Below are 16,374 nucleotides of genomic sequence, written 5' to 3' on the forward strand. Positions count from 1 at the left end.
ACACATATGTAAAGACAACATCATAATTAGCCAAAAAGCCTGTCAGGCCTCAAATCGGAGCGCGTCTTATAGTGTCCATTAATCGCGAACGCAACGGTCACAAATCCCGTCAGGGACAAAAATCGCACTTTTCCGCAAAAAGCGCATCCACAAAGCCTGAAAGCGGCGGTCGCGAACGCAGTGAAACAAAGCCTAAAACACCACAAATTCAACGCCATAAGGTATCAGAAGACGGCTGGATATGGGGTGTTCACGCGGTCGAAGCGGCCTTAAAAAATTCCGCCCGCAAAGGGCCTTTTCAGCTATTTGCGACCGAAGACCGCGCCAAAGCCCTCCCCCAGGCCCTGATCAGACGCAGTGACCTCAACTTTCGTCCCACGCCTATGGCCGATTTTATGCGCATCCTGCCGCAGGGTGCTGTGCATCAGGGAATCGCCCTCAATGCTCCGCCTCCGGAAGGTGATGACCTTGAAGCCTTGATGCGCGATCATGGGGTGCTGCTGATGCTTGACCAGGTCACCGACCCTCAGAATGTAGGCGCCATCTTCCGTTCATCGGCGGCGTTCGGTGTTCAAGGCCTGATTATGCAGGATCGCCACTCTCCGGTCATGCAGGGCGTGCTGGCGAAAACCGCAGCCGGTGCCATGGATATGGTGCCTTTTGCCAAGGTCACTAACCTGTCCCGTGCGCTTGAAAATTTACGCGATGAGGGCTGGATCAGTATCGGCCTGGCTGGAAATACCGATGACACCTTGCAAGGCGTCCTGAACACCCTGCCCCAACCGCGTAAGGTGGTGCTGGTGCTGGGCTCCGAAGGCGATGGCCTGCGCCGTCTGGTGGCCGAACATTGCGATCATCTGGCCAAAATTCCAATGCCCGGTGGGTTTGAAAGCCTGAACGTCAGCCACGCCGCCTCTATTGCACTTTACGAAGCCTGCGCACGTAACTGATGGCTGGACAAGGCCTGTCATTACCGATTAGGAACGGGCAGAACCCTTAAAAATTAAAAATGAGAGCCTTATGGATTTTCTGTCCAATCCTGAACTTGCCTCGCAAGCTTCTGCCTTACTTCAGGTCGTTTTCATTGATCTGGTCATGGCCGGTGATAATGCCGTAGCCGTTGGTCTAGCAGCGGCTGGTCTAGCTGCCGCCCAACGTCGCAAGGCCATATTATATGGCCTGATCGCCGCCGTTGTGATGCGAATCGGCTTTGTGCTGGTCACCGCGCAACTGCTGCTCATCATTGGCCTGTTGTTTGCCGGTGGGCTTTTGCTGTTATGGGTCGCCTGGAAAATGTGGCGCGAACTGCGCGAATCCCACACCCACGACGAAGCCCGCGCTGAAGCCGCTCTCGAAGACGCCACCGGAGCTGATATAACTGCTGATGGCACTATGGGCGGCGCTGCGGTTCCCGCCGCTAAGCCTAAAAGCTTTAAAACGGCCGTCATTCAGATTTTGATCGCCGACCTTTCTATGTCGCTCGATAATGTTTTGGCGGTTGCCGGTGCGGCCCATGAACATCCATCGATCATGGTGTTTGGCCTGGTACTGGCAATTGCCTTAATGGGTGTGGCCTCGCACTTTATTGCCAAGATCCTGCACAAACACCGCTGGATCGGCTTTTTCGGCCTGTTCGTTATCCTCTATGTGGCGATCAGCATGATGTGGGAAGGCCACAGGGATATCGTCGTCGACCTGAATAAGGTTAGCGAGTACAACCGGATTGTGCCCGACTTCATGGATATCACACCCAAAGATATTGAGCATTTCAGTCACAAACCACCAACGCATTAAAATGATAAAGGCTTCGGAGTGATCCGAAGCCTTTATTTTAGGGCATATCCTCCAGCGCTTCGTCATAGCCCACGTAACGGCTGGGCTCACTGGTAAAAGGTGGATGCCCGTATCGATTAGCATTGCGTTGGCCGGGAACGAGACCGCATATCATCAGGGTCAATACTGTGCCTATCCCCGGAACGAAACTGATTGCAATCAGCCAACCGGACAATCCCATGTCATGCCAGCGCTTAACCGTCAGGCAAAAATAGATCCAGCTTACGGGAATAAGCAAAAGCCACATCAGCCGCCTCGGCCTGGCTACCCACGGCTCCAGTTCAGCCGTAAAAACCGGATAAAGCGTGAAGGTGCGCCAGTCATCAAGCCAGGCCTCCCCCATGTAGAGAAAAAATGACAACAGGATCGCTAGTCCAAAGGCGATACCCAAAGTCCAGCTCCAAAACGTCGCCCGGTTGATGCGCCCATTGGGATTAAGCAAGGTGTCGACGATTGTCATGGCCCGCCCCGTAATTATGGTTACCCACAATCTACCATGAGGCTGATAAGCAAAAAATATGGTTATAGTAAACTTATCGGGATCAGATCAGCCGACGGGTTTAGGCGAAGAGCCAAAACGGTTAGCGCCCGCGGTACCGTCTAAGAAACCACATTCTATCAGAATCCAGATCCAGCCAATGATCGGCACGAATAACAGCAAAGTCCACGGCCAAGATTTGTCGCGGTCATGCCAGCGCTTTACATGTACAGCTAAAGTCGCCGCGAATACAGCTATACCGGCGACAAATCCGAATATGCCGGCACCATCAAATCGATATGGCCGTATGAACCCCATACCGTCATTTGGACTGCCGCCAAATACCGTCATGAAGGCAACTGAGGCCAGCCACAGCAGGATGCTGAAAATCCAGAAATGGCGTCGGCGCATCCGGCCACTAAAATTAGTGTAGGCGTTCACAACGTCCATATCGACCTCCCTCGGTACAAAACGGAGGCTAGTACCTATACGTATCGTTGACGAGTTAATTTTCGGTAGGATTAGGCTTGAACGCCGCCAAACCGCTCCGCCCATTCCGCCACCTGCTCATCTTCGATCTTTTTGAACAGAACCTCACCGGATTTTACCGTCGCCCCTACAGGCAGTTTCGACAATTCCGATTTGGCATCGGTCGACGGCCAGTCCAGCGGCAGGGTTACACTGACGCTATCCGCGATCGATTTTGCCGCAAAGGGTATCAAGGGCTGCGCCAGCACCGCATACAGGCGCACCAGATTCAGGCCGTGACGTACAATGACTGCAGCCCGATCTGCATCGCTTTTAAAGGCGGTCCAGGGTGCGGCTTCTTGCAGGTACTCATTGCCCAGAACCCAAATCCGGCGCACAGCCTGCGCGGCTTTGCGCATTTCCATGACATCAAACGCTTCGGTGGCTTCCATCAAAAGCGCTGACAGATCAGCATAGAGCTTCTCTTCGAGCGGGCCCGCCTCGCCCCCTTCTGGCACTGTGCCGCCAAATTTCGACTCCGTGAATTTGACAATGCGGTTGACGAAATTGCCTAAAACATCGGCCAGATCTTTGTTGACCGTGCTTTGAAACTGATCCCAAGTGAACGATGAATCCGAGCCTTCCGGGGAGTTCGCTATCAAATACCAGCGCCAGTAATCGGCCGGCAGAATCTCCAGCGCCTGATCCATGAACACGCCGCGGTTCATCGAGGTCGAGAACTTGCCGCCGTACCAGTTCAGCCAGTTAAAGGCCTTCAGGGTATCTACCATTTTCCACGGTTGCCCAGATCCAATGACCGTGGCCGGGAAGCTTACGGTATGGAAGGCAACATTGTCCTTGCCCATGAACTGGATATAGCTGACATCGTCCGCCCCTTTATCCAGCCGCCACCAGTTTTGCCAGCCATCAGTTTCATTACGGGCATTAAAATATTCTTGAGTGGCGCCAATATATTCAATCGGCGCATCAAACCAGACATAGAAAACCTTGTTTTCAAAGCCCTCTCTGGGTTTGCCATTTTTAGCAACCGGCACGCCCCATTTCAGGTCGCGCGTGATCCCCCGGTCGATAAGCCCTTCTTCCAGATGCTTATTGGCGATTGACTTTGCCAGTTGTGGCCAAGCGGACTTAGAGTCGATCCACCCACGAAGTTGCGGCTCAACTTTGGTTTGCAGCAGATAAAGGTGTTTAGTATCGCGCACTTCTAAGTTGCGCGAACCCGATACCGCCGAATAAGGATCAATCAGGTCAGTCGGATCCAGCAGGCGACCGCAATTGTCGCATTGATCGCCACGCGCCTTCTCAAACTTACAGTGCGGACAAGTCCCTTCAACATAGCGATCCGGCAAAAAACGTCCGTCGTCGATGGAGTAAACCATCTTATCGGTGCGCTCTTCAATCAGGCCATTTCCATCCAGCGCATCGCAGAACATCTGAGTAAGCGCACGGTTCTCCCGAGACGATGACCTGCCGAACCAATCATACGACAGGCCAAACGCTTCACCGGCATTTTTCTGGATCAGGTGCTGCTCGTCGCAGTAGGTTTTTACATCCTGCCCCGCCTTGGCCGCCGCCAGTTCGGCCGGCGTTCCATGCTCATCGGTTGCGCAAATATAGAGTACCTCATGGCCTTGAGCGCGTTTAAACCGCGCATAGACATCAGCCGGCAACATCGAACCGGCCAGATTGCCGAGGTGTTTGATACCGTTGATGTATGGCAAAGCCGAGGTAATGAGGATACGTGACATGGCGCAAATGAGGTTCCTAAGGACAGACGCCCCTCATATCGCATTTCCCGCCGCAAAACATAGACATGATATAGTTTTAAACAAAAAAGTCGGTGACAGAAGCGATAAGATCGTTGCGTTTCGTCATTTGGGTAGGCATAAGGGCCACCTCACACAGTCTGATATAAAGTGTGACGCTCTGATAGTGCCGGTTTAGCTCAGCTGGTAGAGCAGCGGTTTTGTAAACCGAAGGTCGCGGGTTCGATTCCTGCAACCGGCACCATTCATATTTGAGCAGGCAAATAACACCGCTTCCAGATATCATTTTATCACGATTTCCTTATGCGCTCACACGCCGCATCGTATCTAAAATCGATTAGGTGTATTCTATGGTTGCCGCTCATAACAGGAGGACAATCATGACAACCTACAGCCATCGGTTTTTTGATAAGAATACTGGCGAAGAAATTTACGCTTCGGATGATTTCCGTTTTACGGCTATCCCTGCGATTAATCACCGCATTTCCGATCCGGAATTTCGAGATCGATACGGCGGTCCGGCCGTCGTAAATCGTATTGAAATCGGTGATTCCAATGCTGATGATGTAGAGCTTTTTGTATATGTCGATGGCGCCGAAGAAATCCTGAATACAGGAGATCAGGAAGACAGCTACCGCCGCTCATGACCTAAGCCTGACCTAGGGTAGATTTAATTGCCAGGAAACGCCGAACCGGTCTTTTACCCAGCCATACTTACGGCTAAAACCATAGTCGGCCAGTGACATAAGGGGTTCGCCCCCCGCCACCAGGGCTTCGTAAAGATGATTTATCTCACCTTCGCTTTCGCACACCATATAAAGCGATATGGCTGGCGTAAACGCAAACTCGTGGCGCACACTTGAATCAATCGCTATAAACGGCACGCGGTTAATCACGAAGGTGCAATGCGCTACACTTCCCTCGCGCCCAGCCTCACCAGGGCCATAGCGCTTGATCAGGATGATCTCAGAATCCTTGAATAATGACGTGTAAAAATTTACAGCCTCTTCGCATACGCCATCAAACATCAGAAATGTTGCCAGATGCGGAGTATCGGGCGTGACAAGCGGATTACGCACCTCCGCAGCACCGCCTGTATGCTCTTCCTCAACAATCAGATCGATATAATTGAACTCTGGGCGCAAGCGGGCCGCAGCGCCATCCTCTTTCATAATTTTCAAGTCATCAGATTGCTTGGCAATGCGAGCCTGCTGATGTTTCATAATCTCAAAATTTTGTTTCAGATCTGCATAAAGTAATGCGTTTTCCATAGCCACGGACACCGTGTCCGCGAGGGCTTGCAAAACAAGCATTTCCTCTTCTGAAGGACGATGATTTATGGCCCAATACGCACCGATAGCCCCGATCGGGTCATCCCGGCGAATCGGCACCATTGTCATGCTTTGCACAAATGTGAGCCTGTAAGCTTCTTGAGGCACACGATCGTCGGCATATATATCTTCGATAACGGCAGCTTTGCGATTTATCATCACCCAACCACTGACGCATAAATGTATAGGAAAGCGCTTACCTTTCCATAAAGGCGCTATGGCCGTTTCGTCGACATAATAGCATTTATCGCCTTCACGAAGGACAAAGGTTGCACCGTCTGCATCCAGCAATTCACGCGCGGCGTCACGCGCTATTCGGATAACTGTATTCACATCACGCGCATTAGATAGCGCCTGCACGACCTGAACCAGTCGCTCCATAGCCCGTGTATACATGGCCGAATGCTCAATCGCCGTTTGCGGTAAAAACGGAGAACCGGATGATATAGAACGGGTTGTGGGCATCGAAAAATGTCTCCGATTACGGCACCATTGCTACTCAATCATGTCGGGAATTTATTAATCCTCACTCAATAAGGATATAGTTTGAACGCAAAGCATGCGCAGGCAAAGACCCGAATTCACGGTAACCGATCACATTGTTGCGACAATTTTTTAGACTTTACGATGAACGCTATTTAGCCCTCGCCAAATGAGAATGAGTCACGTAAAAACAGTTAATTTTATGAACTAATGTAAGGTTTTGACTATGCGGCATGGGGCGATTTCGGGAATTTTAACCTTAGGTCTCGGCCTTTGCCTAAGCGCCTGTGAACCTGCTCCGACACCTGTCGCAAATAATGAAACCCAAACGCCAGTCATGGCCGAGCCCTTAACTGAGGCCGAAAAAACACAAATTCTTGCATCACTCCCCGCACCTTATAATACCGCCAATCTCGAAGACGGTAAAAAGCAGTTTGGCAAATGCCGCTCTTGCCATGTGCTTATTGAGACAACAGCAACAACAACCGGCCCGCACCTTTATGGTATTTTTGGGCGCAAGGCTGGGATTGAAGGCGGATATCCCTACTCTGAAGCCATGAAGGCCCATGATGTGGTTTGGGATTTTACCACGCTTGATGCGTTTCTGACCAAGCCACGCGACGCAGTTCCGGGCACCAAAATGGCATTTTTAGGCATCAAAGAAGCCAAGGATCGTGAGAACCTGCTGGCCTATATCGCGGTCGAAACTGCTAAGAAACCGCAGTAGCTAAAACCGCTTCCATATTGATAAGGATAAAGCTTTAACCTGAGGAACATTCTCGCCCGACAGTGTTTGACGCGCGCCCAACTGCACGCTGACATCCTGTTTAGTTCCCAAATGGCGCACAAGGCTTACCTCAGCGTTCACCCATTTCGCGCGCCCCCATGCTTCCTTATCGGTTTGCCCGGCATAGACCTGTGTCATGACCAGCCATTTCGGATCGGGTTTTATCCCGACCGTCGCGTCCACCCTCACCTGATCGGCTCCTTTTTCGCGCCAGCGCTTCGCCACCTGCACGTCAACGAAAGCATCCTTACCCGCAACCTTAAAACTTTTGCCACCATAGGCTCGCACTTCGGCTTCAGTGCCTTTGGATCTTGCCTGATCAAAATCATTGCGGCGGCCTTTGCCCAGCCCTTCGACACCTGCGCCTACAGCTAAGATGGTCGTATCGCTCTTTACTAAGGTGGCGCGGCCTCCGACCTCCACTGACCCCAATCCTGAATAGGATGTGCTATCGGTTTTGAAATCCTGATAATCAGCCTTGGCGTACACAGTTATGCGCTTGGTGATACCATAATCGCCGTAGACCGACACATTACGCGTATCCCACTTTCCAATAGACGCTGTATTGCCATTGCCATTGCCATCAAAGCCTTTATCAGCCGTAGATGGCTCCAGTTTAATTATAATTTGTCCCTGACCGCTTTCCTGAGGCCACGCACCGGCAACGCTTAGGCTGGGTACAAGTAAAAGGCCCATTACCGCAAACACACTATAGAAAAGCCTCATACCCGCCCCCAGAGCCAATTCATTCGATAAATAAAGCCTTGGCCGAATCGGTAAAAAGTTCCCTAATTTGGCGAATTCAGGCGGCGCGTGAAATCACCAGCTTACCTTCACTGACTTTCACGATTTTCACAGCTTCACGCACCTTGAGCCTGACGTCTCCATCCCCTTCAATGATCGCCGGCCACTCCACGCCATCATAGATCACGCGGCCCTCATTTAAGCCGCCAAAGCCTTCAAGCACAGTGGCAGTCTTACCGACTAAACGTTGCCCGGGATCATTGATGTCACCCGCTGGCGCGTCTTTTTTCATGAAGCGGCGTGACAGAATTGACAGCGTAAGTGTCAGTACAGAAAAGATAATGACCTGAAACACAAAGCCAATGGGCAGCCCGGTCAAGGTTAGTAATGCCACGACACCGGCTGATGCCGCAGGCCACAGCAGCCATTCTGTACCCAACATAATTTCAAGTCCGAGCACAATCACACCCAAGGTAAGCCATACCCAAAAGGCCTGCATGCCCAGAGGCTCAGATGTCAAAAGCGTTGCAAAATCAGGCATATTAATCTCCTGTCTTTACTTTTTAGCTGATGATTGATCGTTGGTTATGGATTTCACCAACTCGGTAACCCCGCCCACAGTCCCTGCCAGGCTCGACAATTCCGTCGGCAGTATGATGGTCTTGGTATTGGGTGAAGTGGCAAACTTACCGAAGGCCTCAACATACTTTTGGGCCACGAAATAGTTGATAGCGTTGACATCACCCTTGGCAATCGCTTCGGATACCATTTCCGTCGCCTTGGCCTCAGCCTCGGCCGCGCGTTCACGGGCCTCGGCGTCGCGGTAAGCCGCTTCCCGGCGCCCTTCAGCCTCCAGCACCGTCGCCTGCTTGTTGCCCTCAGCACGGGTAATTGCCGCCTGCTTATCGCCATCGGCTTCGATGATCTGGGCGCGGCGCTCACGTTCGGCTTTCATTTGGCGCGCCATCGAATCTGTAATATCAAGAGGCGGTTTCAAATCTTTGATTTCAATTCGATTTACCTTTATGCCCCACGGACTCGTTGCCTGATCGATAACGGTAAGCAGGCGTGAATTAATCGAATCGCGTTGAGACAAAACCTCGTCCAGTTCCATGCCACCAACGACAGTCCGCAGGTTGGTCATGGCCAACTGTGTGACCGCATTATCGAGATTGTCGACGCGGTAAGCCGCCGCAGCAGCATCTATCACCTGCGTAAAGACAATTCCATCGACCTTGACCACAACGTTATCCTTGGTGATGACCTCCTGCTGAGGCACATCAACCACGCGTTCCATCATGTTGACACGGCGACCGATGCTCTCAACGAAAGGCGTCAGGAATGAAATACCGGGTTTTAGAGTACGGGTATAGCGACCGAAACGCTCAACCGTGAACTCACGCCCCTGCGGTACAATCTTAATAATGCTGAAGGCGATGACGATCGCCAAAATAAGGATGACTGCGGAAAATGCGCTTACAAACATTCAGAGTTCCCTCTTGCCTTGTTTTGCCCGCCTGAACTCTACCTTAAATCACACGATTTCAAAGCTTAATCGGCCCGCCACGCCTCCTTAGCGCGCTTGATTTTAGGAGCACATCCTTAAGGTCATCCTCAACGACCAAATCCAATGCCGCCTCCAGCGTTACAAAACACGCCTGATCAGCATCGTCGCCTGCCACAGGTTCTCCGGACACCCAGCGCGCCAGATAATCAATAAGCACATAATGAAACCCGTCCGGATACGCGGCGGATGGCGGCTCCATAATCTCATAAACTTCGATTAAGGCCCCCAGCTCGGCCTCAATGCCGGTCTCCTCTCGCAATTCGCGCAAAGCCGTTTGCGCGATCGGCTCAAAGCGATCCATCTTGCCGCCGGGTATAGACCATTGCCCTTGGCGGGGCGCCCTGCCCCGCCGGATCAGCAAGACCTCATCGCCTCGCCAGCACACGACTCCTATCGCCGGTATCGGATAGTGAGTTTTGACTTGCACTTACAGATTCTCCGTATAAACCCCAAGCCATATACGCCAGACACCCACAATAGCGTTGCTTTTAGGGATATTACCATGACTGCCGCCGCCCAATTTGCTGAATGCCAACCTGTTGCTCCGGAAATTCTGGCTAAGATCAAGTCCGTATTGGGCGAAGGTAGCTATAGCGAAGATAGTTTACGCGTCGAAGCTAAATTGACCGAATGGCGCGGCAAATGGAAAGGCCACACGCCTCTGCTGGTGCTGCCCAAAACGACCGAGGAACTCTCAAAAGTTGTCAAAATCTGCTATGAACATGGCGTAGCAATTACGCCTCAAGGCGGCAATACAGGGCTGGTCGGTGGCCAGATACCATTTGGCGAAATTCTGGTATCACTTGAGCGTATGCGTACCATTCGTGATGTCGCCCCGACCGATGACACTATGGTGCTGGAGGCGGGTATCACATTGCTGGAGGCGCAAACGATTGCTGAAAAAGCGGGCCGTCATTTCCCATTGTCTCTGGCGGCTGAGGGTACGGCCACAATAGGCGGTGTCATCAGTACCAATGCCGGCGGCACCGCGGTCCTGCGTTACGGCGTGACCCGCGATCTGGTGTCCGGTCTTGAGGTAGTTTTGCCGAATGGTGACATTTTCCACGGCCTGAAACGTCTGCGCAAAGACAATACCGGCTACGACCTCAAGCAAATGTTCATTGGGGCCGAGGGCACACTGGGCATCATCACAGCAGCGTCGCTTAAGCTGTTTCCGGTGATGAATTCGCGTTCGGTTGCCATTGTCGGGTTTGAGACTTCCCAAAAAGCCATCGATCTTCTGGCCCGCGCCAAACAGGAAACGGGCGGTCAGGTCGAAGCGTTTGAGCTCATGGGGCGCTACGGTTTGTCGCTGGTGCTTAAGAACATCCCTGATACCCGCGAGCCTCTTGAGGGTGAATATCCGTGGTACGCTCTGATCGAAGTCGCTTCAGGCGATCCCGACGGCGCGGAAACCTCGATGGAGCGCCTGCTGGGGGCCGCGTTTGAGGAAGAGTTAATCTTTGATGCGGCCATCGCTCAGAATGAGACCCAGGCTGCAGCTTTTTGGCGACTGCGCGAAGAACATTCAGCCGCCGAAAAGGTCGAAGGGGCGGCCTGGAAGCACGACATATCTGTGCCCCTCTCCCGTATGGCCGAGTATATGGAAGAAGGTGCCAAGGCGATCGAAGCCTTCCTGCCCGGCGCTCGGCTGGTGGCTTTTGGTCACGTTGGCGATGGCAATGTCCACTTTAACGTCATAGTCCCGGAAGGTATGGATACCAAAGCCTTCAATGACTTACGTGACGAAGGTTCCAAAGTGGTTCATGATCTGGTGCACCAGTATGAAGGCTCTATTTCGGCCGAACACGGCCTTGGGCGCATGAAAACTCAGGAAGCCCTGCTCTACAAAGATCCTACTGCAGTGGCCGCCATGCGCGCGGTGCGCCTGGCGCTTGATCCAAAACGGATTATGAATCCCCACGTATTGTTCTGATCATCCCTCAATCAGCAAGGCGCTATCGCTAAAAACCTTATCGACCAGTTGCGCAAGATCAATTGGGCGGAAAGGTTTGGTCAGAGATGCGTTAGCGCCATTCTCCACAGCTTGCTTTAGTGCACTGGCCTTTTCATGCTTCTGGGCCGAATCGACTGAATCCTCACCGGACATGGCAATGATCCGCGCTTGCGGCCAGGTATCGTGAATGACCGAAATACCTTCTATCCCGCCCATGCCCGGCATAAAAATGTCGGTGATAATCATATCAACATGGGCAATATCAATCCGCACGAAGGCCTCCTCGACCGTTTGAGCCTCTGAAATCTGATAACCTTCTTTTGCCAGGGTTGACGCCACCAGCTTACGGGTTGTGCCGGAATCATCGATCACCAGAATATGCCGCGACCGCTGTGGCGCATTGCGCAAAATATTGACTTTGTCGATGATAGCTTTGATGTCAGGGATAGCAAACGGCTTACCGATGACAAAATCAGCTTGAGCCCGTCTGGCCATATTGAGGGTTGCCTTCAACACCTGACCACCCGCGCCACCAGCACTCATGACCGCGATCGGCACACCGGTACTGAGTTTGCGAAAATCTGGCATGAGCATAAGCGTGTTAGCTGTGCCAATATAGACATCCAGCAACATCAGATCGACTGTTCTGTGCCTTAACGCCTCAAAAACAGCGTCATGGTCAAAGCACAACAGCGTCGACCATCCCAGTTTTTCCATCATTTTAGAAATCAGTTGTGCCTGCGTGTGACTATCTTCGAGCACAAGAACCGTACCGGCTGACATCACACAACACTCACACAAAATATGGGCATGTATGCCCGGTGCCTTTAGACTACATCAACAGGCTTAGCTTGAAGTTAATTCAGAGGCCCGTCAGGCCTTATGCCGCTAAAAACTTTTCAGATAAAACAGCGTCAACCAGCATCGTTAAATCAGATGCTGTAAACGGTTTAGGCAACTGCGCGGTTGCCCCGATCTTGCGCGCCTCCGATAAAGCTTTCATGCAGTCGAGTTGCTCAAGTTCAGCCCCGGCCGACATGGCTATAACGTGAACTTCGGGCCACTGGCTGCGGATGATGTTGATCCCCTCCAGACCGCCCATGCCCGGCATGAAGATGTCCGTTATCACCACATCAACATGGGCAATATCAACACGCTCAAGCGCCTCCTCCATTGAGGCCGCTTCACTGACACGATAACCCTTATCATCCAAAGCCGCAGTCACCAGTTTGCGAATGACCCGGCAATCGTCGATGACCAGCATGTGCTTACGGCGCAAAGGCTTGACTTGAATAAGTTTGGTTTGAGTAAGGATATTTGCGATAGCTTGCGGCGTAAAAGGCTTAGCCAGAACAAAATCGGCTTTTGCTTGCCGTGCCATAGCCAGAGTTTCCTCGAGCACAGCCCCACCGGCACCACCAGACGTCATAACCGCAACGGGAACATCCGGCGCGCGCTCGCGTAAATTCGACATATATTTCAGCGTATTACCGTCGCTTACATAAACATCCAGCAACATCAGATCGACCTTGAAATCCCTTATCATGGAATAGGCCGTCTTTAGGTCATGACTGACAAGTGTAAGGCATCCCAGCCCTTCAAGTATGCGGGAGATCAACTGAGCCTGTACGCGACTATCTTCTAAAATCAGTACCGTACCCAGAGACATGCGCAGACCTTCTCCCAGACGTAATCATCAGATTACGTTCAATATGTATGTATATGATTAATACGCAAAAACGGCGTCACTAACCTTATCTGCAAGACATTCTGAACACGTCTAAAAAGGATAAGGATACGCAAAACTACGGGTGACGACCTAAAGCAAATCAGTATAAAAAGTGTTCATGCTCATACTGTTATCCCCAGCCAAATCACTGAACACAGATCCGGTAGCCGATTGGATCAAACCGACGGCCCCAAGATTTACCCCCCATACCAAAGCCTTGTTAGAAGTCATGAAAACCAAAAGCCCGGCTGATCTGCGCGGGTTAATGGACATATCCGATGATCTGGCGGAACTGAATTATCGCCGCTATCAGCGATTTAGCCGTCAGGAGGTTTTACCTGCCGCCATGATCTTTGACGGCGACGTATATGATGGCCTTAAGGCACGCGAGATGGATGAAAATGCCCTTCTTTGGGCGCAGGACAGGTTACGCATTTTATCCGGCCTGTATGGTGCTTTGCGCCCGCTGGATCAGATGCGCCCATATCGTCTTGAGATGGGCACAGCCCTGCCTACCGGCAAAGGCAAATCGCTTTACGCATTTTGGGGCGACGATATTGCGCTAAGTCTTTCAAAGGACGCCAAAGCTGTCAAAACCGACACGATTCTCAATTTGGCAAGCCATGAGTACGCCAGGTCAGCACTTACCAAATCGCTTAAACTCAAAGTGATAAATACCCGTTTTCTCGATGAAAAAGATGGTAAGGCGCGGATTGTATCCTTCTTTGCCAAACGGGCGCGTGGCCTCATGGCACGTTATATCATCGACAACCGTATCGAAAATATAGAAGAGGCCAAAGCCTTTGATATCGATGGCTATAGTTTTAAGCCTGAGTCATCGACGAACAGCGAATGGGTCTTTTCACGGCCGCAGCCACCACTGAAATCTTAGCTCTAACCCTTAGCCGACATAACCGGCTGCCCGCTTAAGGCGATCATTTATGGCCTCCCCCAGCCCTTCGGACGGTATAGGGGCCACACAGATTTTTCGCGGCTTTAAACGATCAGCTTTTCTTAAATAAGTAAATAGGTTAGCGGCAGCTTCTGATGTGTTCCGTGAAGCACTGAGCTGAAAAATCGGGCCTGCGTAATCCGTAGGTCCAAACGCCAGATACGCGCATCCTTCATCAGGCTTCACCACATTGATTTCAACCTTAGCATCCGGCGCATAATGTACTGCCAACCGGCCTGGGGAGCGATGTCCGTCGTGATCATCGCCTTTTAAAGGCCCGATCAGTGCCTCGATGTCTGCGCGCGTAACAGCCCCGGCCCTCAGATAACGCGCGTCATCCCTCAGACTAACGACCGTAGATTCCAGTCCAATCTGACAATCGCCACCGTCAATAGACGCGGCAACAAATGCGCCCGTCTCTTCTACAGCATCTGATAATCGCGTCGGACTGGGCCTGCCGGAGCGATTTGCTGACGGAGCGACTACGCCCTCACCAAAACCATTAAGAATTTCAAGGGCGACCGGGTGCGCCGGCACTCTCAAGGCCACACTGTCAAGACCTGCCCGTGCCAGATCACAGACCAGACGGGCATCTTTGATCGGCAGTACCAAGGTCAAGGGACCGGGCCAGAATGCGCTGGCCAAAACCCGTGCGCGATCATCAAAGTGCGCGATGTGTTCAGCCAAGGCCGCACTAGCAACATGCACAATCAATGGATTAAACTGAGGGCGGCCTTTGGCTGCAAATACCTTGGCCACAGCCGCAGAATCACAGGCCCTGGCCCCTAAACCATAAACCGTTTCCGTCGGCAGAAATATCAGATTGCTGGCCCTAAGCGCGGCCACGGCATCATCAACAGTTGTCATATCGCGCCCATAACACAAAGTAAGGTGCCTGACTTGTGCTTATTTTAAAGCCGTAGCGCGAATAGTAAAATCAAGTTTAACCTTCGCTGGAATCTGATCGGTTGATGCCCAGTCACCAGAGCCAACCCCGAAATCCAACCGATCAAGTTCGACCCTGGCTGTCACATTGGCGGTTCTCGAAGCATTGATCTCGGTAATTTTGAGCGTAAATGGCAGATCAAAGGGTTTGGTTTGACCATTCAGGGTAAGCCTGCCTTTGGCGATAAATTTATCATCACCAGTTTTGGCAAATGATTTCGCTTCAAACGTCGCTTTGGGGTGGGCGGCGATATTGAAAAACGACTCACTTTTCAGAGTATTATCGCGCTCAGCATCATCAGTGCTGACGGACGCCAGATTGATCACTACGCGTATCGAAGACCGGTCAAGCGACTCAGGATCAAAACGGATATCGGCTTTATAGTCGCTGAAGCGACCGTTTATATCTGCCCCCTGAAATGCGGTCACAAAATTTAAACGGCTGGCGGACTTGTTCACAGTCCATGTGGGCACAGCCATTGTCGTTTGAGTCGATGCGGCTGAGGCTGACGGCAAAGTCGCTTCTGAGACCGCAACCGCGCTAATCTCGCTTTCAGAAACAGCCGCTTCCTGAGCCATTGGCGCCGCAGGCGTTAAGGTCGTTTTAGTTGCCTTTTCGCCTCTGAAAACCAACGCCCCTGCAACGACCGCAGCGACAACCGTCACCACAGGCACAATCCACCGCCAGTTCAGCAGCGGCACAGGCGTAAGTCCCGGCACCATGCGGGTTATAGTATTATCTTTGTCAATAACATGGTGCTTGAGCGCGGCGCCGACATGCAGAGGTATCAGCACATAGGTAATCAGCTTGGCTAACAGACCATGCGCAACCACCCAGGCATCGTGAGTCTGTTCAGACGCTGGCACCGGCAAGTGCGGCCACGGTATAATGCCATAAAGCACAGTCTTGATCGCCATCGGGCTGGCCGACACCATCGCCCACCCCGTGAGTGGCAAACCAATCATAGCTACGTAAAAACCCCAGTGGACGGCTTTTGCGGCCGCCATCTGCCATTTGGGCCCTTCGACTTCAGGTGGTGCCTTATAGGCCAAGCGAAGTCCGAGACGGATAAAGCTCAGAATAAGAATGGTTATGCCAATAGATTTATGCAGTTGAAAGCGCGCAAAACGCCCTGCGTCCTCGTCTTCCAAGCGCCAACCCAGAACTATCATGAAGATTATCAGACCGGCGATCAGCCAATGCAGCCAACGGCTATAGCGATTATAGGTTTCAACTGACATGGTGCCCTCAAAGGTCGTGATACGTCCATATTGACAACGAATATGGATAAATCAAGACAAAATATGTAATA

The 16,374-nt window shown here is 51.9% G+C and carries 18 protein-coding genes and 1 tRNA gene; 7 read left to right on the forward strand and 12 right to left on the reverse strand.

Annotation, left to right across the window (positions count from 1 at the left end):
- The first annotated feature begins 71 nt into the window (after positions 1-71).
- Both rlmB and PQU98_RS02080 read left to right on the forward strand, forming a co-directional pair.
- Positions 72-950 (forward strand): 23S rRNA (guanosine(2251)-2'-O)-methyltransferase RlmB, encoded by an 879-nt coding sequence (rlmB, locus tag PQU98_RS02075; RefSeq protein WP_272743212.1) that lies wholly within the window; start codon positions 72-74, stop codon positions 948-950.
- A 70-nt stretch (positions 951-1,020) separates the two neighbouring features.
- Positions 1,021-1,794, forward strand: coding sequence for a YjbE family putative metal transport protein (locus PQU98_RS02080; protein ID WP_272743213.1), 774 nt, complete (start codon positions 1,021-1,023; stop codon positions 1,792-1,794).
- A gap of 37 nt (positions 1,795-1,831) precedes the next feature.
- On the opposite strand, the gene PQU98_RS02085 is transcribed toward PQU98_RS02080, so the two are convergent.
- The 3 genes from PQU98_RS02085 to metG form a co-directional block, all read right to left on the reverse strand.
- On the reverse strand, positions 1,832-2,293 hold the full coding sequence (locus PQU98_RS02085; protein ID WP_272743214.1) for a DUF805 domain-containing protein: 462 nt from the start codon (positions 2,291-2,293) through the stop codon (positions 1,832-1,834).
- 87 nt (positions 2,294-2,380) lie between these two features.
- A complete protein-coding gene (locus PQU98_RS02090; protein WP_272743215.1) occupies positions 2,381-2,761 on the reverse strand; it encodes a DUF805 domain-containing protein in 381 nt (126 codons plus the stop codon).
- Between the two features lie 71 nt (positions 2,762-2,832).
- Positions 2,833-4,548 (reverse strand): methionine--tRNA ligase, encoded by a 1,716-nt coding sequence (gene metG, locus PQU98_RS02095; RefSeq protein WP_272743216.1) that lies wholly within the window; start codon positions 4,546-4,548, stop codon positions 2,833-2,835.
- Between the two features lie 186 nt (positions 4,549-4,734).
- Between metG and PQU98_RS02100 the strand changes: the two genes are divergently transcribed.
- Positions 4,735-4,810: transfer RNA gene (locus PQU98_RS02100), tRNA-Thr, on the forward strand.
- Between the two features lie 136 nt (positions 4,811-4,946).
- On the forward strand, positions 4,947-5,213 hold the full coding sequence (locus PQU98_RS02105) for a hypothetical protein (RefSeq protein ID WP_272743217.1): 267 nt from the start codon (positions 4,947-4,949) through the stop codon (positions 5,211-5,213).
- Positions 5,214-5,225: 12 nt separating this feature from the next.
- On the opposite strand, the gene PQU98_RS02110 is transcribed toward PQU98_RS02105, so the two are convergent.
- Positions 5,226-6,362 (reverse strand): VOC family protein, encoded by a 1,137-nt coding sequence (locus PQU98_RS02110; RefSeq protein WP_272743218.1) that lies wholly within the window; start codon positions 6,360-6,362, stop codon positions 5,226-5,228.
- A gap of 244 nt (positions 6,363-6,606) precedes the next feature.
- Between PQU98_RS02110 and PQU98_RS02115 the strand changes: the two genes are divergently transcribed.
- Positions 6,607-7,107 (forward strand): c-type cytochrome, encoded by a 501-nt coding sequence (locus PQU98_RS02115; protein ID WP_272743219.1) that lies wholly within the window; start codon positions 6,607-6,609, stop codon positions 7,105-7,107.
- Here PQU98_RS02115 and PQU98_RS02120 read toward each other — a convergent pair whose 3' ends face one another.
- The 4 genes from PQU98_RS02120 to PQU98_RS02135 form a co-directional block, all read right to left on the reverse strand.
- Entirely contained in the window at positions 7,108-7,893 is a 786-nt protein-coding gene (locus PQU98_RS02120; protein ID WP_272743220.1) for a hypothetical protein, read from the reverse strand.
- A gap of 76 nt (positions 7,894-7,969) precedes the next feature.
- Positions 7,970-8,452: an NfeD family protein gene (locus PQU98_RS02125; protein WP_272743221.1), complete on the reverse strand. Its 483-nt coding sequence runs from the start codon at positions 8,450-8,452 to the stop codon at positions 7,970-7,972.
- 15 nt (positions 8,453-8,467) lie between these two features.
- On the reverse strand, positions 8,468-9,397 hold the full coding sequence (locus PQU98_RS02130) for an SPFH domain-containing protein (protein WP_272743222.1): 930 nt from the start codon (positions 9,395-9,397) through the stop codon (positions 8,468-8,470).
- 58 nt (positions 9,398-9,455) lie between these two features.
- Positions 9,456-9,905, reverse strand: a complete 450-nt coding sequence (locus tag PQU98_RS02135) for an NUDIX hydrolase (protein ID WP_272743223.1) — start codon at positions 9,903-9,905, stop codon at positions 9,456-9,458.
- Positions 9,906-9,980: 75 nt separating this feature from the next.
- On the opposite strand from PQU98_RS02135, the gene PQU98_RS02140 reads away from it, so the two are divergent.
- Positions 9,981-11,414 (forward strand): FAD-binding oxidoreductase, encoded by a 1,434-nt coding sequence (locus PQU98_RS02140; RefSeq protein ID WP_272743224.1) that lies wholly within the window; start codon positions 9,981-9,983, stop codon positions 11,412-11,414.
- On the opposite strand, the gene PQU98_RS02145 is transcribed toward PQU98_RS02140, so the two are convergent.
- Entirely contained in the window at positions 11,415-12,218 is an 804-nt protein-coding gene (locus PQU98_RS02145) for a response regulator (RefSeq protein ID WP_272743225.1), read from the reverse strand. It lies immediately after the preceding gene.
- A 97-nt stretch (positions 12,219-12,315) separates the two neighbouring features.
- Complete coding sequence (locus PQU98_RS02150; RefSeq protein ID WP_272743226.1) at positions 12,316-13,104, reverse strand: response regulator; 789 nt, start codon at positions 13,102-13,104, stop codon at positions 12,316-12,318.
- A 178-nt stretch (positions 13,105-13,282) separates the two neighbouring features.
- Between PQU98_RS02150 and yaaA the strand changes: the two genes are divergently transcribed.
- Positions 13,283-14,056 (forward strand): peroxide stress protein YaaA, encoded by a 774-nt coding sequence (gene yaaA, locus PQU98_RS02155; protein ID WP_272743227.1) that lies wholly within the window; start codon positions 13,283-13,285, stop codon positions 14,054-14,056.
- A 9-nt stretch (positions 14,057-14,065) separates the two neighbouring features.
- On the opposite strand, the gene PQU98_RS02160 is transcribed toward yaaA, so the two are convergent.
- Both PQU98_RS02160 and PQU98_RS02165 read right to left on the reverse strand, forming a co-directional pair.
- Entirely contained in the window at positions 14,066-14,983 is a 918-nt protein-coding gene (locus PQU98_RS02160) for an L-threonylcarbamoyladenylate synthase (protein WP_272743228.1), read from the reverse strand.
- 39 nt (positions 14,984-15,022) lie between these two features.
- On the reverse strand, positions 15,023-16,303 hold the full coding sequence (locus tag PQU98_RS02165) for a YceI family protein (RefSeq protein ID WP_272743229.1): 1,281 nt from the start codon (positions 16,301-16,303) through the stop codon (positions 15,023-15,025).
- Positions 16,304-16,374: the final 71 nt, after the last annotated feature.

Source organism: Asticcacaulis machinosus, assembly GCF_028550435.1.
Taxonomy (GTDB): Bacteria; Pseudomonadota; Alphaproteobacteria; order Caulobacterales; family Caulobacteraceae; genus Asticcacaulis; species Asticcacaulis machinosus.